This window comes from Oceanobacillus sp. FSL W8-0428 (assembly GCF_038004405.1).
In the GTDB taxonomy this organism is placed as follows: domain Bacteria; phylum Bacillota; class Bacilli; order Bacillales; family Amphibacillaceae; genus Oceanobacillus; species Oceanobacillus sojae.
Genome location: NZ_JBBORB010000001.1, coordinates 4,711,168 through 4,736,264 on the forward strand (window position 1 = coordinate 4,711,168; position 25,097 = coordinate 4,736,264).

Annotated in this window: 17 protein-coding genes, 3 rRNA genes and 1 other annotated feature (1 of these 21 running past the window's edge); of the genes, 5 read left to right on the forward strand and 15 right to left on the reverse strand. The window is 39.7% G+C overall.

Going from position 1 to position 25,097, the window contains the following annotated elements:
- Nucleotides 1-93: 93 nt before the first annotated feature.
- The 4 genes from MKY30_RS22685 to trmB all read right to left on the reverse strand — a co-directional run bounded on the left by MKY30_RS22685 (nucleotide 94) and on the right by trmB (nucleotide 5,360).
- Nucleotides 94-1,323, reverse strand: a complete 1,230-nt coding sequence (locus MKY30_RS22685; RefSeq protein WP_341085445.1) for a Zn-dependent hydrolase — start codon at nucleotides 1,321-1,323, stop codon at nucleotides 94-96.
- A gap of 27 nt (nucleotides 1,324-1,350) precedes the next feature.
- Nucleotides 1,351-2,538, reverse strand: coding sequence for a hypothetical protein (locus MKY30_RS22690; RefSeq protein ID WP_341085447.1), 1,188 nt, complete (start codon nucleotides 2,536-2,538; stop codon nucleotides 1,351-1,353).
- 673 nt (nucleotides 2,539-3,211) lie between these two features.
- On the reverse strand, nucleotides 3,212-4,477 hold the full coding sequence (gene uraA, locus MKY30_RS22695) for a uracil permease (protein ID WP_147210918.1): 1,266 nt from the start codon (nucleotides 4,475-4,477) through the stop codon (nucleotides 3,212-3,214).
- A gap of 247 nt (nucleotides 4,478-4,724) precedes the next feature.
- A complete protein-coding gene (trmB, locus tag MKY30_RS22700; RefSeq protein ID WP_147210917.1) occupies nucleotides 4,725-5,360 on the reverse strand; it encodes a tRNA (guanosine(46)-N7)-methyltransferase TrmB in 636 nt (211 codons plus the stop codon).
- A 180-nt stretch (nucleotides 5,361-5,540) separates the two neighbouring features.
- Here trmB and MKY30_RS22705 point away from each other — a divergent pair, with 180 nt between their 5' ends.
- Nucleotides 5,541-5,822 carry a YtzH-like family protein gene (locus tag MKY30_RS22705; RefSeq protein ID WP_341085450.1) on the forward strand — a complete coding sequence of 94 codons (282 nt, stop codon included), beginning with the start codon at nucleotides 5,541-5,543 and terminating at the stop codon, nucleotides 5,820-5,822.
- A 17-nt stretch (nucleotides 5,823-5,839) separates the two neighbouring features.
- Here the strand turns inward: MKY30_RS22705 and MKY30_RS22710 are convergent, their stop codons facing one another.
- The 6 genes from MKY30_RS22710 to MKY30_RS22735 form a co-directional block, all read right to left on the reverse strand.
- Complete coding sequence (locus MKY30_RS22710; RefSeq protein WP_147211073.1) at nucleotides 5,840-6,658, reverse strand: phosphotransferase family protein; 819 nt, start codon at nucleotides 6,656-6,658, stop codon at nucleotides 5,840-5,842.
- Nucleotides 6,659-7,091: 433 nt separating this feature from the next.
- Nucleotides 7,092-8,000, reverse strand: coding sequence for a diacylglycerol/lipid kinase family protein (locus tag MKY30_RS22715; protein WP_341085451.1), 909 nt, complete (start codon nucleotides 7,998-8,000; stop codon nucleotides 7,092-7,094).
- Between the two features lie 35 nt (nucleotides 8,001-8,035).
- Entirely contained in the window at nucleotides 8,036-8,965 is a 930-nt protein-coding gene (locus MKY30_RS22720; protein ID WP_341085452.1) for a nuclease-related domain-containing protein, read from the reverse strand.
- Nucleotides 8,966-9,157: 192 nt separating this feature from the next.
- Nucleotides 9,158-9,721, reverse strand: coding sequence for an RNA 2',3'-cyclic phosphodiesterase (thpR, locus tag MKY30_RS22725; RefSeq protein ID WP_339282513.1), 564 nt, complete (start codon nucleotides 9,719-9,721; stop codon nucleotides 9,158-9,160).
- 2 nt (nucleotides 9,722-9,723) lie between these two features.
- A complete protein-coding gene (locus MKY30_RS22730) occupies nucleotides 9,724-10,458 on the reverse strand; it encodes a pseudouridine synthase (RefSeq protein WP_156985950.1) in 735 nt (244 codons plus the stop codon).
- A 16-nt stretch (nucleotides 10,459-10,474) separates the two neighbouring features.
- A complete protein-coding gene (locus MKY30_RS22735) occupies nucleotides 10,475-12,097 on the reverse strand; it encodes a putative polysaccharide biosynthesis protein (protein ID WP_147210911.1) in 1,623 nt (540 codons plus the stop codon).
- A gap of 220 nt (nucleotides 12,098-12,317) precedes the next feature.
- Here MKY30_RS22735 and MKY30_RS22740 point away from each other — a divergent pair, with 220 nt between their 5' ends.
- The 3 genes from MKY30_RS22740 to MKY30_RS22750 all read left to right on the forward strand — a co-directional run bounded on the left by MKY30_RS22740 (nucleotide 12,318) and on the right by MKY30_RS22750 (nucleotide 15,289).
- Nucleotides 12,318-13,586, forward strand: coding sequence for a BaiN/RdsA family NAD(P)/FAD-dependent oxidoreductase (locus MKY30_RS22740; RefSeq protein ID WP_341085455.1), 1,269 nt, complete (start codon nucleotides 12,318-12,320; stop codon nucleotides 13,584-13,586).
- Nucleotides 13,587-13,702: 116 nt separating this feature from the next.
- Nucleotides 13,703-13,897, forward strand: coding sequence for a hypothetical protein (locus MKY30_RS22745; protein WP_147210909.1), 195 nt, complete (start codon nucleotides 13,703-13,705; stop codon nucleotides 13,895-13,897).
- A 222-nt stretch (nucleotides 13,898-14,119) separates the two neighbouring features.
- Nucleotides 14,120-15,289, forward strand: coding sequence for a dicarboxylate/amino acid:cation symporter (locus tag MKY30_RS22750; protein ID WP_341085458.1), 1,170 nt, complete (start codon nucleotides 14,120-14,122; stop codon nucleotides 15,287-15,289).
- A 475-nt stretch (nucleotides 15,290-15,764) separates the two neighbouring features.
- Here the strand turns inward: MKY30_RS22750 and rrf are convergent.
- From rrf to MKY30_RS22770, 4 genes are all read right to left on the reverse strand, one after another.
- Nucleotides 15,765-15,880: ribosomal RNA gene (gene rrf, locus MKY30_RS22755) — 5S ribosomal RNA — on the reverse strand.
- A gap of 138 nt (nucleotides 15,881-16,018) precedes the next feature.
- A 23S ribosomal RNA gene (locus tag MKY30_RS22760) occupies nucleotides 16,019-18,939 on the reverse strand.
- Between the two features lie 254 nt (nucleotides 18,940-19,193).
- A 16S ribosomal RNA gene (locus MKY30_RS22765) occupies nucleotides 19,194-20,756 on the reverse strand.
- Together the 16S, 23S and 5S rRNA genes form the textbook arrangement of a ribosomal RNA operon.
- Nucleotides 20,757-21,272: 516 nt before the next feature.
- Complete coding sequence (locus MKY30_RS22770) at nucleotides 21,273-21,581, reverse strand: rhodanese-like domain-containing protein (RefSeq protein ID WP_147211569.1); 309 nt, start codon at nucleotides 21,579-21,581, stop codon at nucleotides 21,273-21,275.
- A 121-nt stretch (nucleotides 21,582-21,702) separates the two neighbouring features.
- Here MKY30_RS22770 and MKY30_RS22775 point away from each other — a divergent pair, with 121 nt between their 5' ends.
- A complete protein-coding gene (locus MKY30_RS22775) occupies nucleotides 21,703-22,461 on the forward strand; it encodes a hypothetical protein (protein WP_147211570.1) in 759 nt (252 codons plus the stop codon).
- Between the two features lie 103 nt (nucleotides 22,462-22,564).
- On the opposite strand, the gene leuS is transcribed toward MKY30_RS22775, so the two are convergent.
- On the reverse strand, nucleotides 22,565-24,979 hold the full coding sequence (leuS, locus tag MKY30_RS22780) for a leucine--tRNA ligase (RefSeq protein ID WP_156988599.1): 2,415 nt from the start codon (nucleotides 24,977-24,979) through the stop codon (nucleotides 22,565-22,567).
- 110 nt (nucleotides 24,980-25,089) lie between these two features.
- Nucleotides 25,090-25,097: a binding site (T-box leader), on the reverse strand (it continues 214 nt past the right edge of the window).

Below are 25,097 nucleotides of genomic sequence, written 5' to 3' on the forward strand. Positions count from 1 at the left end.
TTAAATATATCATTCTTTTATAAATACCTGCCAGAACCAGACTTTTATTTATACGAAAAGCTATCGACAACAAAAAAACCCAGTGCCTAAGCACTAGGATTTTTTTGTTAATTTTAATGCAGTTTCATACAATACTTCCACACCAGCAGCAAGCTCATGTGTTGCCGTCCACTCCTCCGGACAATGACTGAGCCCGTCTTTGCTGGGAACAAAAATCAATCCGACCTCCGTTATATCAGAAAGAACCATCGCATCATGTCCTGCTCCACTGTGCATGGTGATATAGGAGATATCCAGCTGTTCACAGGATGCTTGCAGCAGAGAACGGATTTCTTGATTTAATTCCTTTGGCTGCATGTACAGCGATTGCTCCACTTCAGCCTGGATATTATCCTTTTCATAAGACGCAATGAAGTCTTTTACTTTTTGTACTACATTTTTAATATGCTCTTCTTTACTTGAACGAATATCGACAGAGAACGTTACTTTATCCGGGATAACATTAGCTCCATTAGGAAATACCTCATGTCTTCCTACTGTTGTAACTGTCCCTTCTCCTTCTTCTATTGCAATCTGCGGGAGCTTAGCAATAATATTCGCCGCTGCTACCAACGCATCTGAGCGACGATCCATCGGTGTTGTACCAGCATGTCCGGCTTTTCCGGAAATAGTTACTTCAAGCTGTGTTAACCCGACAATAGATTCCACTACACCAACCGAAATTTGCTCTTCTTCTAAAAGAGGCCCTTGTTCAATATGCATTTCTAAAAATGCTTTTATTGTTTTTGGGTCACGTTTTACCTCTAAGGAAGGATCTAAACCAATCTCTTCCATAGCTTCCGGCACAGAGATGCCATTTTTATCTTTAAGCTGTTTTATATCATCCTTTTGAAGATATCCTGCAATTCCTCTTGACCCCATTAAACCGCCGCCGAATCTAGATCCTTCTTCTTCAATCATCGCAATAATTTCCAGTGGATATGCCGGCTTGATATGATTTTCCTGAAATAGTGCTGCTATCTCTAATCCAGCAACAACACCGGCAGGGCCATCATAATCTCCTCCATTTGGAACACTGTCAAAGTGAGAGCCTACGATAACACTTGGCGCATCCTTCTTTTCACCCTCGAGCTTGCCAAAAATATTACCGAGACCATCTTCTCTTACTTTCAGTCCGTATGTTTTCATCTGCTCTTTTATATAGGTGCGGGCCTGTAAATCCTCTTCACTATACGTTAAACGCGTCGTTCCCTGATTTGGTGTGGCTGTATATTTACTTAAACTATTAATATGCTTTTCAATCCGTTCCTGACTAGCTTTCATGTGATGATACCTCCATTAAATACATACTTACAAGAAATTAACAAATACACCTGCTAGTATAACAGATACAATCGTCACCGTCACAAATCCTCCAACTAACATCGGGGAAAGCATATGACTCGTTAAAATTTCTCTTTCCTTTGGATCCTTTGTTAAAGAATTGATAACCTCATTTGTAATAACGTAATCTGCCGGAAAACCATAGAAGGCAGTTAACGAGATTGCATATGCCATTGTCTTGCTGACTTTTAATAGCTTTCCAACAATAAAGGAGAAAATGTACATCCCAATAACTGCTAAAAGAATACTTCCAACTAATAAGTAAATGATGTCAAGCATCATTCCAGGAGTAGCATTTCTTAATCCATCAAGAACATATAGCATTAATCCTAACATAGCAAAGCCAAAACCATTTGCTTTTTGCAATGCCTGCTTTTCTAAGAAGCCGATACTTCTTCCGATTACCCCAAACAACAGACAAAGTACCATTGGACTGACAGTTACCAGCGGTTCCAGCAAAGTAGAAACGAAATAAGCTAGAAAACCAGTGAATGCTAATCTAAAAAATATGAAATAACTTGTATGATATTGTTCAGGCAGCTTTTTAAATAATTTCGCACCCTCGTATTCTTTCACTGTTCCTTTACCTTCATCATCAACTGATTTTAATTCACCACTGCGAATTTGTCCCAATAAATGTTTTCCTTCTTTTTTCAGCATAACTGATGTTAATGGGTAACCGGCAAACCCTTGCATGACATAGATAACAATTGCAAATACGGATAAGCTGACAAGCCCAGCATCTGCTGCTCCTTCTGACATAATCAGTGAAGATACCAGTCCACCTACTAATGGCGGTACAGCAACAACCATAGCCTGAAACCCAAAGAGCATGGTGCCAAAGCTAAGTAAAAAGGCAACAACACCTAAAATACCGCCAAGTGCAATTAAAATCGTTTTCCATTGTGCTTTCAGCTCCTGTAAAGATAAGAGTGTACCCATATTTACAATCAATAGGTACATAAGTGCGGTAGCAACCACAGGAGGTATTCCAGCTACGGCAACAATATCTTCCGGGAAGAAGGTCCAATATCCTGCTAAAAACAATACTGCACAGACAAAAATCGACGGCACCCAGGCTTTTGTTCTCGCAGCAACTACATCTCCTATATATAAAATCAAAACAATAAGTACTAACGCAAACATCTGTGACATGCTCATTCATCCTCCAAAAATTTAATTGTTTTTTCTTGTTGTCTGTCTTCAAAAAGGTTATGAACATTTTTACGACTAAAGACAATCAATATCTAGTTTAACAATTCGATTGAAAAATTTTGTAAATTAAATATATTGAGATTAATATTTCATTCACATATTTTTCTGACTATTTACTGCGTAATAAAAGATTTTCATTTCTGGAGAAATTACTTATCCGCATTACATAAAAGATTTTAATATCATAAAATACATCTCTGAAAAAAATTCATATTCTAAGAGTAAAAAATACAGCCCATGAAAGTATGGCACTGCTTCGTTTTCAAAGTATTCAATGAATAATTTGTTTCCAGGTAATACTCTCTGCTTCAAATCAATTGTCAATAATCAAATCATTTTGTCGATAATCGACATATTATCACCAATGGGACCACTCGTCAATAAGAATTTAACAGGCTTTACAGCTTGATATAACTGAGTTCTATTATAGAACAGCTATTAAAATGTTATAACGCTTGATTTGGTATCGCTTTCTATATTTCATTACAATTTTATTAATATGGAAAAATTTATAATAGAAAAAAAGAACTTTAAAGCAGCATATAATTTCTCTAGTTAGAATTTAAATACTGCTAAAGTTCTCTTTTTCGTAAATTATTTATTTTGTACTTCCCTACTTATCTTCATTTGATAAGTTTAATATATCTAACAGCTTAAAGAATAGACTGATTAAAATAGCTACAATTGTTGCCAGTCCCATCCCTTTCAGCTCTACTGTTCCCAGTTGAATGGTTGCTCCGCTTACTCCAATTGCTAATACGACACAGGTCAGTATCAGATTTTGTGATTTATTATAATCAATCTGCTGCTCTACAAGCATGCGCAAGCCGCTTACTGCGATAATACCAAATAATAATAAAGAAATCCCACCCATAACAGGTGTTGGAATAGACGAAATCAAGGCAGCCAGTTTTCCACAGAACGAAAGAAGAATTGCAAGTACTGCTGCTCCGCCAATAATCCATGTAGAATATACTCTTGTAATCGCGAGAACACCTATATTCTCGCCATATGTTGTATTTGGTGTCGATCCGAAAAAGCTGGAAATCATTGTGGAAATACCGTTACCAAATAATGACCGGTCCAAGCCGGGATCCTTTACCATATCTTTCTTTACAATATTCCCAGTAACCACTAAATGTCCAATATGCTCCGGCACCAGAACAAGTGCGGCCGGTAAGATAATAAGAATATCAGACCAGTTAAATTCAATTTGATAATATGTCGGCATTTGAATCCAGGCAGCCTCACGTACTGCTGAATAATCGACAATCCCGAACATTGTTGCAATAACGTACCCAGTTACTATCCCGAGTAAAATTGGAATAATTTTCAGGAATCCTCTTAAGGTTACCCAGTAAATAATGGTTGCTCCTAAAGTCAATAAAGATATTGTAATAGCTGTCATATCTCTGGAAGCCTCTTCCCCAGGCAACAGGCCAGCCATATCTGCAGCATTAGGTACAAGTTCAAGCCCGATAACCGCAACAATTGCTCCCATGGCAGCAGGCGGGAAAATCACATCGATCCAGCTCGTGCCTGCGTATTTTACAATAACCCCAATTAAGGTTAAGACAAGGCCTACCACAAAGAATCCACCGAGCGCTGCACCATATCCTCCGCCATTCGTCAGAACCATTGTAACTGGCGAGATAAAGGCAAAGCTCGATCCTAAGTATGCAGGAATTTTTCCTTTTGTAATAAGAATATATAGTAGTGTTCCAAAACCATTCATCATTAAAATGGTAGCTGGATCTACATTAAATAAAATCGGAACTAAAACGGTTGAACCAAACATAGCAAATAAATGCTGCAGGCTTAAAGGCAAGCTCTGTAATAGCGGCGGCCGTTCATGTACTTGTATTTCCCTTGATTTCATAGCTATCTGTCCCTTCTATGTAAATTCCATATTTATTTTGTCTAATCTAAAGACACCTTACCCATGCGGAAGGTAAGGTGTCAGAATTCACAAAGGAACATTATCCTCTAAAGGAACATATATTTTGCTTTATCCGATTGACCTTACCAGCCTCACTGGACCAGATTAAAGGTTCATTACATACGATAATATCATATTATATTATGACAAATAAATGCAATAACTGTCAATTATGCATTTGTAAAGATTAGAATTTTGCTTTACAGCGATAGATAACATGCCCCTTCGAAGAGAACTTTTCTTCATACTCTGTTTTCACATTTTTTTCATCTTCTATTGCGTGCAGGTCCAGGTTCACTTCAACAAGCTTCATCCCATATTCTGAAAAACTGACCAGGGAATACTCAAATAATCCTCTATTGTCTGTTTTCAGAACGATTTGGCCTTCGTCAGGCAAAATATCCTGATACTGCTCTAAAAAGCTCTTATAAGTCAAGCGTCGCTTCTCATGCCGATTTTTTGGCCAGGGATCGGAAAAGTTTAAGTAAATCTGTTCAACTTCATTATCCGCAAATAAAGAACGGATATCATTCGCATCCTCATTTAAAAGGCGGATATTAGACAGGCCAGCTTCATCAACCTTTTGAACTGTTGAAACAATAATACTTTTGGCAACTTCTATGCCAATAAAATTAATGTCCGGATACTGTTTTGCCATCCCTGTGATGAATTGTCCTTTACCTGAGCCTATTTCTACATGAATTGGATTTTCATTTCCAAAAACGCTGCTCCATTTCCCTTTATTCAGACTGGGATTTTCTAATGCAATATGATTTTTTTCTTTTAAATAATCGTCAGCCCAAGGCTTATATCTTTGTCTCATATAAACTATCCTCACTTTATTACTTTTACTTATGATATAACGTCAGAAAACCAAACTCCCAGGACATAAAAAACATAGCTTATGTTTCCTGCTGTTTAAAAGGAGATCAGTTAAGTTAACCAGCCGTGAATAATAAATGACCATTCGTTTAAACTATTCTCAGGAATGAGGTGAATTAAAATGCAATTATCTATAGAAAACAAACTGCAGCTACTATGTGATATTCTGGATGAACATCAATCTAATTCTTCCGGATCTCCTAATGAATATGCTCAACTGGAACGGCTTACTGCTTCCATATTAGCCAAAAAGGATCTGTCTGACCAGGATATTCAGGATGTCCTGACAAGCATTCATCAATACGGAAAAACAGGAACTGGCGTATCCGATTGCGCCAGACATATTGAAAATCATCAGGATCAGATCAGCCGCTGGATTAATACAGTCCAGCAAAACCTTTAAAAACTGGTTCATACAATTTATGATACGATAAAATCCTTAATCGACCAATTGATTTCCAGTAATTCCTTTAATCTCTGCTGAACCTTTCCGTTCTCATGCCGCGCAAAGTGCCAGCATAAGAATTGCAGATTGTCCTGAAGCAGATACCAGTACATGCGAATAAACCATTGTCTATCTGGCTCTATTCCGTAATTGATAAGCCACTTTTCCCATTTTTCCCGGGGTATATACCATTTTAAGAGCATACCAATATCCGTCGCAGGGTCAGCAATGGTTGCATTATCCCAATCAATTAAATAAATCATATTATCTTTTGTTAAAATTAAATTATTATGATTCATATCACAATGGCAAACTGCCAATTTTTGGTTTCTAGTGTAAGGAAGCATTATTTCTAATAAACCAATTGCTTCCTTTACTTCTTTTTGTTCATATAGTAAACCATTCTCTTCTAACTGCAGACATAGTTTCGAAAAACTTTCGTCTGAAGTTGTCGGTTTTTTCCCCATTTTCAATAGCATATGCATTAATTCAGAGGAATGATGTATTTTATACAATAAATCAGCCACAGCTTGCTGCTTCATTTCTTCTTCATTCAAAGAACGCCCTTCCAGCCATTCTTGAGCGGTAATAACATCACCATTTTCTATTCTCTTTGTCCAAATAAGCTTTGGTACAATTCCTTCCGCAGAGAGTACCGCTAAGAAGGGCGATGTGTTTCTTTTCAAAAACAATCGCTTTCCGTTTTTTTCAGCTATAAATGCCTCGCCGGTTAAACCACCAGCCGGTCTGACAAGCCACCCTGTACCTAAAGCATGTTCGAGCCAGTTAATCATAATGTCTTCCCATCTTTCAAAATTAGCGTTCAAGGATCGTCCGAAAAATCTTTATTTATCACAGTATAATTGACTGGGACTGCGATTACTCGCCCCATCGAAGGGAGTTTGCAGGGCTCTCACTTCGAGAAATAAGAAAATAATTTATTTCTAAGCAGGAGTCGGCCAGCCAGGTTACAAAGGCGTTGTGATTACCCGCCATCAAAAAACTCACGCAATGAAGTTTCACTTTATGTAAAAGACTATTCTTGCTTTTTTATCTGTTTACGAATACAGATAGATAAGCAACCCTTCTCTATTTCCGATAAATAATATGATTCTTTTTAACGTGTTAAGTCTTTATTGTATCTATAAATGATCAAAATTACAATATCTATATAATTTATCAATTATATTAAAATAGAATGAAACTTCAATCAATCTGTTTTTCTTACTATTTCTTTATATATACCGCCTGTTTTTCCCTTTTTATATAACAAGTCTGTAATCTGCCGGTTTCTCCATCTGCCTGATAGCTGACAGGAGATTCAACCTCAATTGTCATTTCTTTTACCTGAAATAATTCAACTTCCTTTAAATATTGATGCAGCCCAAAAATAACCAGCAGGAATAACAACAGGATTTTCTTTTTGGAAATCTGATGGATAACCAATATGGAAAGATTGTGTGGATTAACGGTTGCATGAGGAACTACTTTTAGTCCTCCTCCACAGTAGGGATGATTTGCTGCCGAAACTATCCAGGCATTTTCTATATGTCTTATCCTTCCATCATACGTCAAACGGATATTCATTGGTTGAAATCTCAAGATAGCTTGAATTAATGCAATTAGATAAATCAGCTTTCCTAATTTGAGCTGATTAAGCCAAATTTTTAAATGGGATTGATTCGCTATTTCTGTTGTAGCTGCATCAATTCCAATACCTATACTGTTTATAAACTTTTTTTCTCGACCATTTTCCAGTTGAAATGAACCGTTCCAAAAATTAGGCTTAGCCGGGTTTGAAATGATATTCTGCCATTGTTTTTCAGCAGTATCCCTTTGTCCTATTCCTTTGGCAAAATCGTTTCCAGAGCCGCCCGGGATAAATGAAATAGATACCGATTGATTTGACCAGCCATTCATTACTTCATGCATTGTACCATCTCCACCGATAACAATAACATGTTTTATATATTCTTTTTTTGAGTAAGTTTCGGCAATTATCTGGCCATCCCCCGGCTGGTTTGTAAATAACGTCTTCCTCTCTATATTTCGATAGCTGGTCATTTTTTGAATTCGTTCAAAAATCTTTTTTGCATGACCATTACCGGCATTCGGATTCACAATTAATAAATACATACTTCGGTATCCTCTTCTTATAGTAATCCGGCGGCTTATTCTTCTTCCCATTCCGGTCTTGGTATTGACTGCGATAAGCTGTTTCGTAATAATGTTTCAGCTACATTCAGCTGTCTCTTCTTGAGTGGTAAATGAACAGACCTTTTATTCTGAAACCATTCTGGGAAAGCAAGCTTATCAATAATCTCACTTTGATAAGGTGATGTTGCATATAAAATACGATTGGTTCTGGATATAACCGTTTTTTTAATTGGTATATCAATATTTTCTGCTTGAAGAAAACGCTCAATCCATTTTTCAGATCGTTTTAATGAAATTAATGGATTAACAATACGTATTGGCTCTTCATTATTTTTAGCCGTAATGGTCCAGGTCCGTTCATCTCCGGCCATAATTACTTCATCTGTATCCAATTCTACAAAAGAAAGTATTTCTATCCCAATTGGAGTAATGAGAATAATATCTGTTTCAACTGCTGCTTGCTTCACTTCAAATATCGGTCTGTACATAACAAGATATGTATCTGGAAAACGCTGTAATAAGAATCTTAATAAGGAGTCATTATAATAACCAGAGTCAACAATGGATACCTGTGAAACAGTTGATGACGCCCATTTCATTTGAATTTCCAATAACCGGTCCAAAAAAACCTGCTTTAATTCTTCTTCTGTCTCAGGTATTTGGGTTATGTCTTTTTTTCGTTTTACTATCTTCTCATCAGGTGTTAAATCCTCTACAACAACCGGCTTTTTCATGAAACGTTCTTTCCATTTTTGCAAAAGAGAAATTTTTTCCTCGGTACTTCCTGCTTCTGCTTGCTCTTCTTCCTCCAGAGCAGTATCCAGCCATTCCGAATAGAAGCGCTGCCATTGCTCTTTCTTTTGTCTGATATATTGCGTAGGATAGCGATATGTATCCCATTCATACCTTGAAATATAATCCTGTAGCTTAATTAACTGTGCCATCTATTCTCCTCTTTCTCATTAGAAAACCCGGCATTCGCTAAGTCTTTAGGTGAATGCTTTAATTGCGCTTAGCAAATAGAAAATATTTATCCTGTGCTGTGCGCTATAAAAAATGGGCTGCAAAGGTTCGTTTTATCATCGATTTACAAACTCATTTATCTATATACACTCACAGTTACTTATTCAATGCTTTCAGCTCAATGGAAAACTCTGAACAATCTCATATTTTGGATTTGACGCAGGGTGTACTTTATATAAATGAATAGCATCTACCTTAAATATATCGTCTAAGTCAGGGGTATTATCCAGTATGTCGTTCCAAATCTTTTCTGTTAAGAAATTATCTTGATTTGCCCACTTCTTAGCTATTGTAATGTGCGGAGTATATGCTCTTTTCTCTCTATTATATCCAATTGATTCACATATTTGAACAACTTGTTTCTGAAGCTGGTTTAATATTGGATTATTCTCAATCCCCATCCAGAGTACTCGTGGCTGCTGCTGGTTTCCGAAAGTCCCCAGTGCAGTTCTTTTTATATCAAATACGGAATAGGCTGCTGTTGCAGATGAAAGTTTGCTTTGGAGAGCGTGTAATAATTTTTCGTCCACATCTCCTAAAAAAACAAGCGTGATATGAAAATCCGGCCTGCTTGCCCATTGTTTATATGGAAGCTGATTTTTTAGATTAATCTGCCACTCTGATAATTGCTTTGCAAGCTCCGGCTTCACCTGGATACCTATAAAATAATGAGACATGGTTAAAACTCCTTGTTTTTTAAACTGAAGCAATACGCCATTTCTTCCTCTGTCAGCGGACGATAAGCCCCTAATGGCAATTGGCTGTCCAAGCTCAACTCGCCCATCCGATACCGTTTTAAATAAATAACCTTACAATTTACTGCTTCAAACATACGTTTAATTTGATGAAATTTTCCTTCTGTAATCTCTATTTCAACCTCAGAAAACCCTGGTTCTTCAGTTGCAGCTAATATTTTGAGATTAGCTGGTTTTGTCTGGTATCCGTCATCCAGGATAATACCCGCAGTAAATTGTTGAACAACGTCCTGCGGGAGCTCTCCTTTAACCTTTGCACGGTATATTTTTGAAACATTTTTATTAGGTGAGATCAGCTGATGTGCCAGATCCCCATCATTTGTTATCAATAATAACCCTTCTGTATCTTTATCCAGCCTTCCTACAGGAAAAGGCTGAAAATGCTTATCCTGCTCTGATAACAGGTCAATGACTGTTTTATCTTTAACATCAGCCGTTGCGGAAACAACACCAGGAGGCTTATGAAGCATTAAATAAATAAATTCCTGATAGATAATTGGCTCGTCTTCTACACGTACACTGTCCTCATCTGGATTTACTTTAATAGAGCCATCTTTGATTACTTTATTATTTAAGGTGACTTTTTTTGATTTCAGCAGTTTTTTTACTTCTTTTCTGCTCCCGACACCCATATTTGCTAATAATTTATCTAATCGCATATGAATCTCCCTACTTCTATCTTTTCATGCGTTTTAATCGGTTTAAGCCTGGTACACTTCCATTAAATATATGATCCAGCAAAGTTGATTTATACGCTAAATAGAGATAAAACAATCCTCCAGCGGATACACCGATCAGAAGCATAATAACCGTTGCCCAGCGTACTTCCTGATATGGCAGGAAGAAACCAAAAGCAAATTTTAATACAGCAATTACGAAGCACATCATTCCGGTAAAAATTAATATTAAAATCGTTCGTTTAATTGTTTGTTTAAACGAAAAATTCACGGTTCTCTTTAATCGCGCTAAATTGAGACCAACAGCAATTCCTGCTGCAATCGCCGTACCTAAAATTGCACCCTTGCCGCCAAACAGATGAATAAACTGACTGTTAAAGATTACTTTTACTAACAAGCCGCCCAATAAGCTGACAACTGCATAATTCTGCTGGTTAACCCCCTGCAGCATTCCAGCTGTAACGGTAATCAAGCCAAACAGTAATGCTACCGGAGCGTACCATGCCATTAATGATCCGGTAATCTCAATATCTTCCAAGGTAAATAAAGCACCAAAAATTTCATCAGAAAGAATTGCAATCCCGGCAGTTGCAGGAATAACAAAAACCATGATAACCTGTAAAGCTTGATTAATAAGCTTTGTATAAGTAGTTTGATCTTTTTGTGTAAAAGCATTCGTTAATGACGGGAGCATTGCCATAGACAACCCTGTTGCAATTGTCATTGGAATAATGATTATTTTATGTCCCAAGTTGTTAATAACAGCTATCTCCGTTTCCCATAAAGCAGCCCGGCCACTGGCGACCATTGCAGGCTGAAATGTAAACTGGTCAACGAACTGGTATAAAGGAATAGCTAATCCGACTATGACAAATGGGCCTGCATAACGGAATAACTCCTTAAATAAATCTACTGTACGAAAATCATGTGTTATTTCCTGTTTGGCAATTTGTTTATCGATAAACGGCTTTCTCTTTTTCCAATACCAAAATAGAACTAAACATGATGCAAGTGCACCAATCAATGCAGCGAATGCAGCAAAGCCGACTGCTAATGTAATCGACCCATTAAAATAATTTACAATAATATAGGAGCCGGCCAAAATAGCTATGATTCGCACAATTTGTTCTATCGTCTGCGAGATAGCAGTCGGTCCCATCGATTGATTCCCTTGAAAAAAACCTCGGACTATACTCATTGCTGGAATTACAATTAATGCAAAACTGACCATCCGAATAACAAAAGCAACATCATCTGAGGTAATTGATCCATTTTCTCCTTTAATCTGGTGTGCCCCTATCCAATCTGCTGATAAAAACAAAATAAGGAATGCAATAACACCAGTAACAAGCATTAGTGCGCTGCCGGCCCGAAACATTCGCATTCCAATTTGATAATCGCCTAAAGCATTATATTTAGACACAAATTTCGATACAGCTGCAGGGATTCCAACAGTGGATAAACTGATAAAAATACTGTAAGGTGTATACGCATATCCAAATAGCGCATTACCTGTAGTACCCACAATCGCAAAAAACGGTATAACAAAAATCATTCCTAAAAACCTGGACAGGAACGATGCACCGGATAACAGCATTGTTCCTCGTAGCATATTTGACATTGTAACTTTTTCACCTACAATTAGATTAATAAAATAGATTGCTTTATTTTAGCACTTCCTATTAATTTTAGCATACTTTTTGTCTGCTTTCTTTGATTTAAATTGCTAAAAATCGACAAATCCAATAAAAGCTCTTTATTATTACGTATAAATTATATATATTGTACATTTTTTTAGAAAATGCTACGATACGCATGGAAAAGAAAGGAATGGGAAAACTTTGAATTATGATGTTGTTGTTATAGGCGGAGGGCCCTCCGGATTAATGGCTGCAATTTCAGCAGCTGAACATGGTGCAAAAACACTGCTTATTGACAAAGGTAAAAAGCTTGGTAAGAAATTAGCCATCTCCGGAGGCGGACGTTGTAATGTAACTAACCGTTTACCACAGGAGGAAGTGATAAAACATATTCCTGGTAATGGCAAATTTTTGTACAGTGCTTTTTCCATATTTAATAATTATGATATTATTGATTACTTTGAAGGTCTCGGAATTGCTTTAAAGGAAGAAGATCATGGCAGAATGTTTCCGGAATCAAATAAAGCAATGGATGTTGTGAATGCACTTATCCATCAATTGAAAGAGCAGGGTGTTACGGTGAAAATGAATACAAAAGTAGCAGCTATAGAATACGGTGAGGATATACATACTGTACATCTTGAAGAAGAAGCCCCTGTTAAATCTGCAGCTATTGTTATTGCTGCCGGTGGAAAAGCCGTGCCTCATACTGGTTCTACAGGAGATGCCTATCCATGGGCGAAGACTGCCGGGCATACTGTAACCACACTATACCCTACAGAAGTGGCGCTCACCTCAAATGAAGCATTTATTAAGCAAAAGAAGCTCCAGGGGCTATCCTTAAGAAATATTGGTTTAAGTGTCTTAAATAAACGTGGAAAACCAATCATAACACATCAAATGGATATGATTTTCACCCACTTTGGTATTTCCGGGCCAGCCGTATTACGCTGTTCCCAATTTGTTGTCAAAGAGCTTATGCGTGGCAGAAATGCGGTAGAAATGCATCTTGATATTTTACCAGAAATAACAGAAAATGATTTATCTAAGCAAATAAAGGATATCCTATCAGAAAATCCAAAAAAAGCTTTTAAAAATGCAGTCAAAGGACTGGTTCCTGAGCGTCTTCTTGATTATTTAATGGAAAAGCATAACATTGGAGCAGAGCAAAAATGCGCCAACATTTCTAAAAACACTACGCTTGAATTTGTGAAAAATATTAAGAACTTTTCCTTCCAAGTACATGGCAGTCTTCCTTTGGAAAAGGCCTTTGTTACTGGCGGCGGTATTTCTATTAAAGAAATTGTTCCAAACACAATGAAATCAAAAATGATGGATGGACTATATTTCTGCGGAGAAATTTTAGATATACATGGCTATACTGGAGGATATAATATTACCTCTGCCCTCGTTACCGGCAGAATTGCCGGGATGAATGCAGCTCTCGACACAAAAGCAGATGTTAATTAATTACTTTCATAATTTATCTTTCTGCGGAAATAATAAGCTTGTCTGAACTGGCCTTCTGCTTATTGGCCAGCGGCTAATGACTGTCTTTTTCACACTTGTTGAAGGGAAGGATTAGTATGGAAAAAAACTCAATTTGGCTTCCATTGGTTGCCTCTGTTGGTATCGGCGCAGCTACATTTTATTCTATGACCAATCAGCAGCAAAATGTAGGTCAGGCATTGCAGCAGGCAGCACCTTTTTTCAGCTCTAAACAAAAATCAGGTTCGAAGAAAGAAGATCCTGAAACGTTAGGACCATTTGGAATGAGTTAATTCTCAGACGGAGAAGTATCCTTAGTGATACTTCTTTTTTTATAGTGAGACAGGAAGAATTTATCAGGTATGTCAATTCCAAAGCTATTAGAAGCGTACAAAATTATTTTCTCTGTCAATATTATACTTATATGAATGTAATATATGCCTAGCTAACATTTTAAAATTGAGTTATACTATGGGACGTCAAATTTTATAAGCAAACCAGATTGGAGAGTTTTTATGCAACGCTTTGGTTTATTGTTACGAATTATTATTGCCATTGCTTTTGGTATTGTTATCGGATTAATTGCAAACGATTGGCTTATTCGATTATTCGCCACCTTCAATGATATATTCGGCGGATTTTTAAGCCTCATCATCCCGCTTATCATCATTGGTTTTATTGCTCCTGGCATTGGAAACATGGGAAAAGGTGCTGGAAAATTATTATCCGTTACTGCTCTGTTGGCTTATGTATCAACTATTCTTGCCGGTATTGTTGCATTTATAGCAGCAAGTAATCTTTATCCAGCTATTTTAAGCGGCCAGTCATTAACGATGTTTAATGATCCTAATAACGCACTGCTGAAGGGTTTTTTAGATTTTGAATTACATCCTCCTTTTGAAGTCATTACAGCACTCATTCTTGCATTTGTTTTAGGAATTGGAATGGCGGCATTAAAAAACAATGCATTATTAAATGTTTTTAATGATTTTCGTTCCATCGTGGAATTAGTTATCAGTAAAACAATTATCCCTTTACTACCGATCCATATTTTTGGGATTTTTGCCAATATGACCCATGCCGGTCAAGTTGCTTCAATTATAAAAGTATTTGCTGTTGTATTTGTAATGATTATTCTATTACATATTTTATACTTGACTCTTCAGTACTCTGTTGCTGGAGCATTGAGTAAACAGAATCCTTTGGCTATGTTAAAAACCATGTTGCCTGCTTATTTTACAGCACTTGGAACACAGTCCTCTGCTGCTACAATTCCAGTTTCATTAGAGCAAGCAAAGAAATTAAAAATAAAAGATAATATTGCTGATTTTACGATCCCTTTACTTGCTAATATACATTTATCTGGAAGTACGATTACTCTGTTAAGCTGTGCAACTGCTGTTTTGTTTTTACAAGGGGAATCGATTACATTTGGAACTGTTTTTCCTTTCTTACTGGTATTAGGAGTTACTATGATTGCAGCTCCCGGAGTTCCAGGCGGAGCCGTTATGGCGTCTATTGGTCTGCTTGAATCCATGTTAGGCTTTGACCCAACTATGGTATCATTAATGATTGCACTATATCTCGCCCAAGATAGTTTAGGTACCGCTTGTAATGTTACTGGAGACGGCGCAATTGCAAGTATGACCGATTCCATTAACAACCGTTGGAGCATCTCTAAATAATAAGCAAGGACAAATAAATCCCTTTTTGATAAAATGTTCTTTTCATTTATCAAAAAGGGATTTTTTATTAATATTAAAAGTAGTCGAAACATATAAGATTCTAGAAAAGATATGATACAAAAATTTTTAAACAAATCTATACATTAATCTACTTTTTCAATCAATATGTTATTTTGAGCCGATTCAATAAATATTTTCATTAATACTTGGCTAATTCTCAGTTTCCTATAGTTCTCATCAATTAATATTGCTAACATTCCTCTATGTTCAAGGCTCTTTTTCAAAGTTAATAACTCCTAAAGTTTTCATTTCAGCGTTATTTAATTATATAATCTCCTTCCCTGAAAGGAATAGAATGCATTTTTATCTGTTGACGAATGGAGAACGCCTCTACATTCCGCATAGAATCCATGTTTCATAAGTTTCTAAACGAAAAAAGAGTTAAGCATTAGTATGCTTAACTCTTTTTCATTGTGCCTGGCAACGTCCTACTCTCGCAGGGGGAAGCCCCCAACTACCATTGGCGCTGAAGAACTTAACTTCTGTGTTCGGCATGGGAACAGGTGTGACCTCTTCGCTATCGCCACCAGACAATACAATATGTAACTTGAAGATGTTTCCTTAAAAACAAGGACAAGTTATATTATATGCACTTCAGAATAAAAATGCAACACTTTTTTTAAATTTGCACCCTGAAAACTAAATAAGAGTAACGTGACATCAAAAAACTTAGATAAGTCCTCAATCGATTAGTATCCGTCAGCTGCACGTGTCGCCACGCTTCCACCTCGGACCTATCAACCTCATCGTCTCTGAGGGATTTTACTCACTTGAAGTGATGGGAAGTTTCATCTTGAGGGGGGCTTCATGCTTAGATGCTTTCAGCACTTATCCTTTCCACACGTAGCTACCCAGCTATGCTCCTGGCGGAACAACTGGTACACCAGCGGTGTGTCCATCCCGGTCCTCTCGTACTAAGGACAGCTCCTCTCAAACTTCCAACGCCCACGACGGATAGGGACCGAACTGTCTCACGACGTTCTGAACCCAGCTCGCGTACCGCTTTAATGGGCGAACAGCCCAACCCTTGGGACCGACTACAGCCCCAGGATGCGATGAGCCGACATCGAGGTGCCAAACCTCCCCGTCGATGTGAACTCTTGGGGGAGATAAGCCTGTTATCCCCGGGGTAGCTTTTATCCGTTGAGCGATGGCCCTTCCATGCGGAACCACCGGATCACTAAGCCCGACTTTCGTCCCTGCTCGACTTGTAGGTCTCGCAGTCAAGCTCCCTTCTGCCTTTACACTCTACGAATGATTTCCAACCATTCTGAGGGAACCTTTGGGCGCCTCCGTTACCTTTTAGGAGGCGACCGCCCCAGTCAAACTGCCCGCCTGACACTGTCTCCGAACCGGATTACGGTCCTGGGTTAGAATGGTCATACAGTTAGGGTGGTATCCCACGGGTGCCTCCACGTAAGCTGGCGCTCACGCTTCAAAGGCTCCCACCTATCCTGTACAAACTGCACAAACATTCCATATCAGGCTACAGTAAAGCTCCACGGGGTCTTTCCGTCCTGTCGCGGGTAATGCGCATCTTCACGCATAGTATAATTTCACCGGGTCTCTCGTTGAGACAGTGCCCAAGTCGTTGCACCTTTCGTGCGGGTCGGAACTTACCCGACAAGGAATTTCGCTACCTTAGGACCGTTATAGTTACGGCCGCCGTTTACTGGGGCTTCGGTTCAAAGCTTCGCTCCGAAGAGCTAACTCTTCCCCTTAACCTTCCAGCACCGGGCAGGTGTCAGCCCCTATACTTCGCCTTTCGGCTTCGCAGAGACCTGTGTTTTTGCTAAACAGTCGCTTGGGCCTATTCACTGCGGCTCACTCACAAGTGAGCACCCCTTCTCCCGAAGTTACGGGGTCATTTTGCCGAGTTCCTTAACGAGAGTTCTCCCGCTCACCTTAGGATTCTCTCCTCGCCTACCTGTGTCGGTTTGCGGTACGGGCACCTATGATCTAACTAGAGGCTTTTCTTGGCAGTGTGAAATCAGGAACTTCGGTACTATATTTCCCTCCCCGTCACAGCTCAGAAATTTGTCAGACGGATTTGCCTATCTGACTTCCTCGCATGCTTGGACGCACATCCATCAGTGCGCACTCCTTATCCTCCTGCGTCCCCCCATTGTTCAAACAATCATGAGGTGGTACAGGAATATCAACCTGTTGTCCATCGCCTACGCCTGTCGGCCTCGGCTTAGGTCCCGACTAACCCTGAGAGGACGAGCCTTCCTCAGGAAACCTTAGGCATTCGGTGAAAGAGATTCTCACTCTTTTTTCGCTACTCATACCGGCATTCTCACTTCAAAGCGCTCCACCAGTCCTCACGGTCTGACTTCTCTGCACTTTGAACGCTCTCCTACCATTGTTCGTAAGAACAATCCGCAGCTTCGGTGATACGTTTAGCCCCGGTACATTTTCGGCGCAGCGTCACTCGACCAGTGAGCTATTACGCACTCTTTCAATGATGGCTGCTTCTAAGCCAACATCCTGGTTGTCTGTGCAACGCCACATCCTTTTCCACTTAACGTATACTTTGGGACCTTAGCTGGCGGTCTGGGCTGTTTCCCTTTCGACTATGAACCTTATCACCCATAGTCTGACTCCCAAGTTGAAGTAACTGGCATTCGGAGTTTGACTGAATTCGGTAACCCGGTAGGGGCCCCTAGTCCAATCAGTGCTCTACCTCCAGTACTCACGATCTTGAGGCTAGCCCTAAAGCTATTTCGGAGAGAACCAGCTATCTCCGTGTTCGATTGGAATTTCACCGCTACCCACACCTCATCCCCGCATTTTTCAACATACGTGGGTTCGGGCCTCCAGTCAGTGTTACCTGACCTTCACCCTGGACATGGGTAGATCACACGGTTTCGGGTCTACGACCGCATACTCATTCGCCCTATTCAGACTCGCTTTCGCTACGGCTCCGTGTCTTCCACTTAACCTTGCATACAATCGTAACTCGCCGGTCCATTCTACAAAAGGTACGCCGTCACCCATTAACGGGCTCCGACTACTTGTAGGCACACGGTTTCAGGTTCTATTTCACTCCCCTTCCGGGGTGCTTTTCACCTTTCCCTCACGGTACTGGTTCACTATCGGTCACTAGGTAGTATTTAGCCTTGGGAGATGGTCCTCCCGGATTCCGACGGAATTCCACGTGTTCCGCCGTACTCAGGATACACTCCGGAGGAAATTCCTTTTCAACTACAGGGCTGTTACCTTCTTCGGCTGACCTTTCCAAGTCGATTCGTTTAAAGAATTTCTTTGTAACTCCAATGGAGTGTCCTACAACCCCAAGAAGCAAGCTTCTTGGTTTGGGCTCTTTCCGTTTCGCTCGCCGCTACTCAGGAAATCGATTTTTCTTTCTCTTCCTCCAGGTACTGAGATGTTTCAGTTCCCCGGGTCTGCCTCATCTACCCTATGTATTCAGATAGATGTCCTGTCCCATTACGAACAGTGGGTTCCCCCATTCGGAAATCCCCGGATCAAAGTTTACTTACAACTCCCCGAGGCATATCGGTGTTAGTCCCGTCCTTCATCGGCTCCTAGTGCCAAGGCATCCACCGTGCGCCCTTATTCACTTAACTAAAGTTTTGGAATAAGTTTGCTGATTACTTCGTAATCAGTTGTGTTGCTATATCAATAGCTTTTTTTGCCTTATTTCTAAAGTTTGATGTCGTTGTTACTCTTATTTAGTTTTCAAGGTACAAGCTTCCACACGGATGTGGTGACTTCTGTGTTGTCACATGGACGTGACGGTTTTAACAGAAGTTCCTTGAGAGATTGCTCTCTCAAAACTGAACCAAACAACCAAGTACAAAATTCCGTTATATATCCTTAGAAAGGAGGTGATCCAGCCGCACCTTCCGATACGGCTACCTTGTTACGACTTCACCCCAATCATTCGTCCCACCTTCGGCGGCTGGCTCCAAAAAGGTTACCTCACCGACTTCGGGTGTTACGAACTCTCGTGGTGTGACGGGCGGTGTGTACAAGACCCGGGAACGTATTCACCGCGGCATGCTGATCCGCGATTACTAGCGATTCCGGCTTCATGTAGGCGAGTTGCAGCCTACAATCCGAACTGAGAACGGTTTTATGGGATTTGCTTGACCTCGCGGGCTTGCTTCCCTTTGTTCCGTCCATTGTAGCACGTGTGTAGCCCAGGTCATAAGGGGCATGATGATTTGACGTCATCCCCACCTTCCTCCGGTTTGTCACCGGCAGTCACCTTAGAGTGCCCAACTAAATGCTGGCAACTAAGATCAAGGGTTGCGCTCGTTGCGGGACTTAACCCAACATCTCACGACACGAGCTGACGACAACCATGCACCACCTGTCACTTTGTCCCCGAAGGGAAAACTCTGTCTCCAGAGCGGTCAAAGGATGTCAAGACCTGGTAAGGTTCTTCGCGTTGCTTCGAATTAAACCACATGCTCCACCGCTTGTGCGGGTCCCCGTCAATTCTTTTGAGTTTCAGCCTTGCGGCCGTACTCCCCAGGCGGAGTGCTTAATGCGTTAACTTCAGCACTAAGGGGCGGAAACCCCCTAACACCTAGCACTCATCGTTTACGGCGTGGACTACCAGGGTATCTAATCCTGTTCGCTCCCCACGCTTTCGCTCCTCAGCGTCAGTTACAGACCAGAGAGTCGCCTTCGCCACTGGTGTTCCTCCACATCTCTACGCATTTCACCGCTACACGTGGAATTCCACTCTCCTCTTCTGCACTCAAGTCCTCCAGTTTCCAATGCACGTTTACGGTTGAGCCGCAAGATTTCACATCAGACTTAAAGAACCGCCTGCGAGCGCTTTACGCCCAATAATTCCGGACAACGCTTGCCACCTACGTATTACCGCGGCTGCTGGCACGTAGTTAGCCGTGGCTTTCTGGTCGGGTACCGTCAAGGTACGATCAGTTACTATCATACTTGTTCTTCCCCGACAACAGAGTTTTACGATCCGAAAACCTTCATCACTCACGCGGCGTTGCTCCGTCAGACTTTCGTCCATTGCGGAAGATTCCCTACTGCTGCCTCCCGTAGGAGTCTGGGCCGTGTCTCAGTCCCAGTGTGGCCGATCACCCTCTCAGGTCGGCTACGCATCGTCGCCTTGGTGAGCCATTACCTCACCAACTAGCTAATGCGCCGCAGGCCCATCTGTAAGTGACAGCAAAAGCCGCCTTTCAACTTACCATCAGGAGATGATAAGTATTATCCGGTATTAGCTCGCGTTTCCGCGAGTTATCCCAGTCTTACAGGCAGGTTGCCTACGTGTTACTCACCCGTCCGCCGCTCGTTCCACGAACGTCCCTCCGAAGAGTTCTGTCCGCTTCCCGCGCTCGACTTGCATGTATTAGGCACGCCGCCAGCGTTCGTCCTGAGCCAAGATCAAACTCTCCATAAAAGTGTTTGTTTCTTTAGCTTTCAGAAGTCAACTTCTGACTTAAATATTCAAGAAAAACGAGGTGTTTTTCTTCTTTCGTACTGGTTGTTTTGTTCAGTTTTCAAAGAGCAATTTCTTTGTCGCTTTAAAAAAGCGACCAAATAAATATATCATATATCCAATATCTCGTCAACAACTTTTTATTGAAATCTTTTAAAAAGTATCAACTGAACATTGGATTTTTATTATAGCATTATCGACAAATTAAGTCAACACATGCCCGGTAACTTTCTTCTCGTTAAAACAAACTGCATTTCCTGTCCTTTTTTATACTTCTTCCTCTATAAAAATACATATAATATACTCACATTTTGTAAGTACCTTCTGTAAACAGAATGCAGAGCTACAATAACTCTCTTTACTTTAATAAAGAATGTCTTCCTGCATTCAAATTTATTCCGCAGGTTTTTCACTTCCCTGCGGAACATTTTCTTTGGCTAATTATATATAGGCCAACGTTTATGATGAGCTTAGTTATTATTTAATAATAACTTCTCCTTGCCAATTTAACATTCCGCCGCTCATATTCCTCACCTTGAATCCCTGTTCTTGTAAAAAAGCAGCTGCATTATAGCTTCTTCGTCCAGAACGGCAAATCATAATATATTCTTTTTCCTTATCTAAGTCTGCATAGACATCTGTTATATCACCTAAAGGAATGTGAAGTGCATTTTCAATGATTCCTTGTGCTACTTCTTCATCTTCTCTAACATCAATAAGCTGAATATTATCATTCTCTTTTATAGCTTCTACTTCCTCCGGGGAAAGCTCTTTAATATCTTCCATTTTCTCTCATCTCCTTTTATTACATTCTTCTTTATCATATTAAATGGATAGTGAATAGGATTCAACTCGTTTGATTAAACTAAAGCAAAACTTAATCTCTTTAGAAATAGAAGGTGACATAATGGTTTATATCAGTTTATTGTTTTTAACTCTATTTTTTGCTCCGGCAGAAGCGACTCCAAATGACGGAATACTTATCCATACTTACGAAGAGGATGTTACAGGTGATGGAGAAGTAGAACTGTTAGAGTTAAAAGGGAAATTATTTGCTGAAGACGGTGTTTATTATCAAGATATTTGGGTCGATATTTCAAGCCATTCTTCTGATAAAACATGGCGGATTAACTATGGCGGAGGTTATGATCCGGAATTACAATTTGCCGATTTAACACATAATGGCGTAACAGATATTCTTTATCAGAGTCCAACTGGTGGAAGCGGTGGACTGTATACTTCTCAACTGAATCAATGGGAAAAAGATAATTTTATTGAGCTTCCTCTTCCTGTAGAACAACCGGTGAAAGGAGAATTTATGAATGATTTTAAAGTATCCGTTCAGTTACTGCCAAAAGAACCCCCTATCATTTTAGATGTCTCCGGGCAGAAAGAAGAATATATTCGTTTGAAATTATACAATGATCAGGGTCAGCTTTTGGAACCGACAACGCTGATGATTGATCCGGTTGCATTTTTTGAAGTAATTGATTTAGAAGATAAAAATGAGGCAGGCTTAAAAAGTTATCAGCAAATCAGCGGGGCTTATCATGCAGACCGAATTGGAACTGTTGAATCAATTTGGGTTTACGATAAGGACAAGTGGATATTGCTAAAAACTGCTTTACAAACGGACCTCCCTCATATAGATGACTCTGCCAGCTAAAAAATTCATTTTTTCCGTTAAAAAACCGGACTAATCATGTTCTCACGGTAGAACGTTGATTATAGTCCGGTTTCTTATAATATACATTTATTTAATAAAGGTATTAATTAGCTACAACATTAACAAGTTTATCTGGAACAACAATTACTTTCCGGATTGTTTTTCCTTCCAACCACTTTTGAACGCTGTCTTCACTTAATGCCATTTTTTCAAGATCATCTTTTGCAGTACCTACTGGAACGCTTAGTTTTGCACGAACTTTCCCCATTACCTGCAGAACTACCTCAACCTCATCTTCAACAAGCTTCGATTCATCATAAGCAGGCCAGCCGGCATAACTAATAGATTCTTCGTTGCCAAGCTTTTGCCAAATCTCTTCACACATATGTGGTGCAACCGGAGAAAGAAGCTTCACAAACCCTTCTGCATAATTTTTGGGAATCGAATCTGCTTTATAGCATTCATTAACAAATACCATCATTTGAGAAATTCCTGTATTAAAGTGAAGGTTCTCAAAGTCTTCTGTTACCTTCTTCACCGTTTCATGATAAACCTTATCCAGCTCTGTTGCGGCATCATCTGTAATTTTATCTGTTAACGAGTTATCGTCATTAATATACAGTCTCCAGACACGGTCCAGGAAACGGCGGGAGCCGTCTAAACCATTTGTTGACCAGGCAACAGATGCATCTAATGGTCCCATGAACATTTCATACAACCTTAATGTATCTGCACCATGAGAAGTAATTATATCATCCGGATTAACTACATTCCCCTTTGATTTACTCATCTTCTCATTACCTTCTCCAAGAATCATCCCTTGGTTAAACAATTTCTGGAAAGGTTCTTTTGTAGAGACAACGCCGATATCATAAAGGAATTTATGCCAAAAACGTGCATATAGAAGGTGAAGTACAGCATGTTCTGCACCACCGATATAAATATCAATCGGAAGCCATTCTTCCAATGCTTTGGGATCAGCAAGCTGTTCTTTATTATGCGGATCAACATAACGAAGGAAGTACCAGCAGCTGCCCGCCCATTGCGGCATTGTATTTGTTTCTCTTCTGCCCTTCATCCCCGTTTCGGAATCTACTACATTCACCCATTCTTCATTCGTAGCAAGTGGAGATTCGCCAGTTCCTGATGGTTTAATCTCTGTCATTTCAGGAAGTTCCAGAGGAAGTTCCTCATCCGGCACTGCTGTCATACTGCCATCTTCCCAATGAATAATTGGAATAGGTTCACCCCAATAACGCTGTCTAGCGAAAAGCCAATCACGCAAACGATACGTAATTTTCTTTGTACCTTTTTCATTTTTCTCCAGCCAATCAATCATTTTTGAAATAGCTTCGTCTTTACTCAGACCATCCAAGAACTCTGAATTTACGTGAGAGCCATCTCCGGTATAAGCTTCTTCTTCTATATTTCCACCAGCAACAACCTCTTTAATTGGAAGTTCAAAAACTTTGGCAAATTCATAATCACGCTCATCATGTGCAGGTACAGCCATAATTGCTCCACTGCCATAACTCATCAATACATAATCTGCTACCCATATCGGCATTTTCTCACCGTTAACAGGATTTACAGCATAGGCACCAGTAAATACACCTGTTTTATCTTTAGCAAGGTCTGTACGCTCTAAATCAGATTTTGTTTGTACTTCATGCAAATAATTTTCCACAGCTTCTTTTTGGTCAGCCGTTGTAATCTTTTTAATAAATGGATGTTCAGGAGCCATTACTGCATATGTTGCTCCGAATAATGTATCTGGACGTGTCGTAAATACAGTAAAGGTTTCATCATGCCCTTCAATAGAAAATGTTACCTCAGCACCTTCTGAACGCCCGATCCAGTTACGTTGCATTTCTTTCAGGCTTTCCGGCCAATCCAGATCTTCCAAATCAGAAAGCAGGCGATCTGCATACGCAGTTATTTTAAGCATCCACTGTTTCATCGGTTTACGGACTACCGGATGCCCTCCTCGTTCACTTTTACCGTCAATTACTTCTTCATTTGCAAGGACGGTTCCAAGAGCCGGACACCAGTTTACAGCCACTTCATCCATATAAGCAAGATCATTTTCATAAAGCTTTTTGAAAATCCATTGTGTCCATTTGTAATAATCAGGATCTGTTGTATTAACTTCTCTATCCCAATCATAGGAAAAACCTAACTCTTTAATCTGTCTCTTAAAGGTTTGAATATTCGCTTCTGTAAACTCCTTAGGACTGTTTCCAGTATCAATTGCATATTGTTCAGCCGGAAGCCCGAATGCATCCCAGCCCATCGGGTGCATGACTTCATAACCCTGCATTCTTTTCATTCTGGCTAAAATATCTGTAGCTGTATATCCTTCCGGGTGTCCAACGTGTAACCCTTGACCGGACGGATAAGGAAACATATCAAGTGCATAAAATTTTTCTTTATTGGAAAATGTATTTGTTTTGAATGTTTTATTTTCATCCCAATATTTTTGCCATTTTTTCTCGATTTCCAAATGTTGAAAGCTCATTGTAATCCTTCCTTTCTTTCATGACTGTTGCATCGTTCAATCACACACGACACTGGTATCTATAACCTAACACCCCTAAAATTAGGTATAAAAAAAGCCACTCATCCCTATGAAGGGA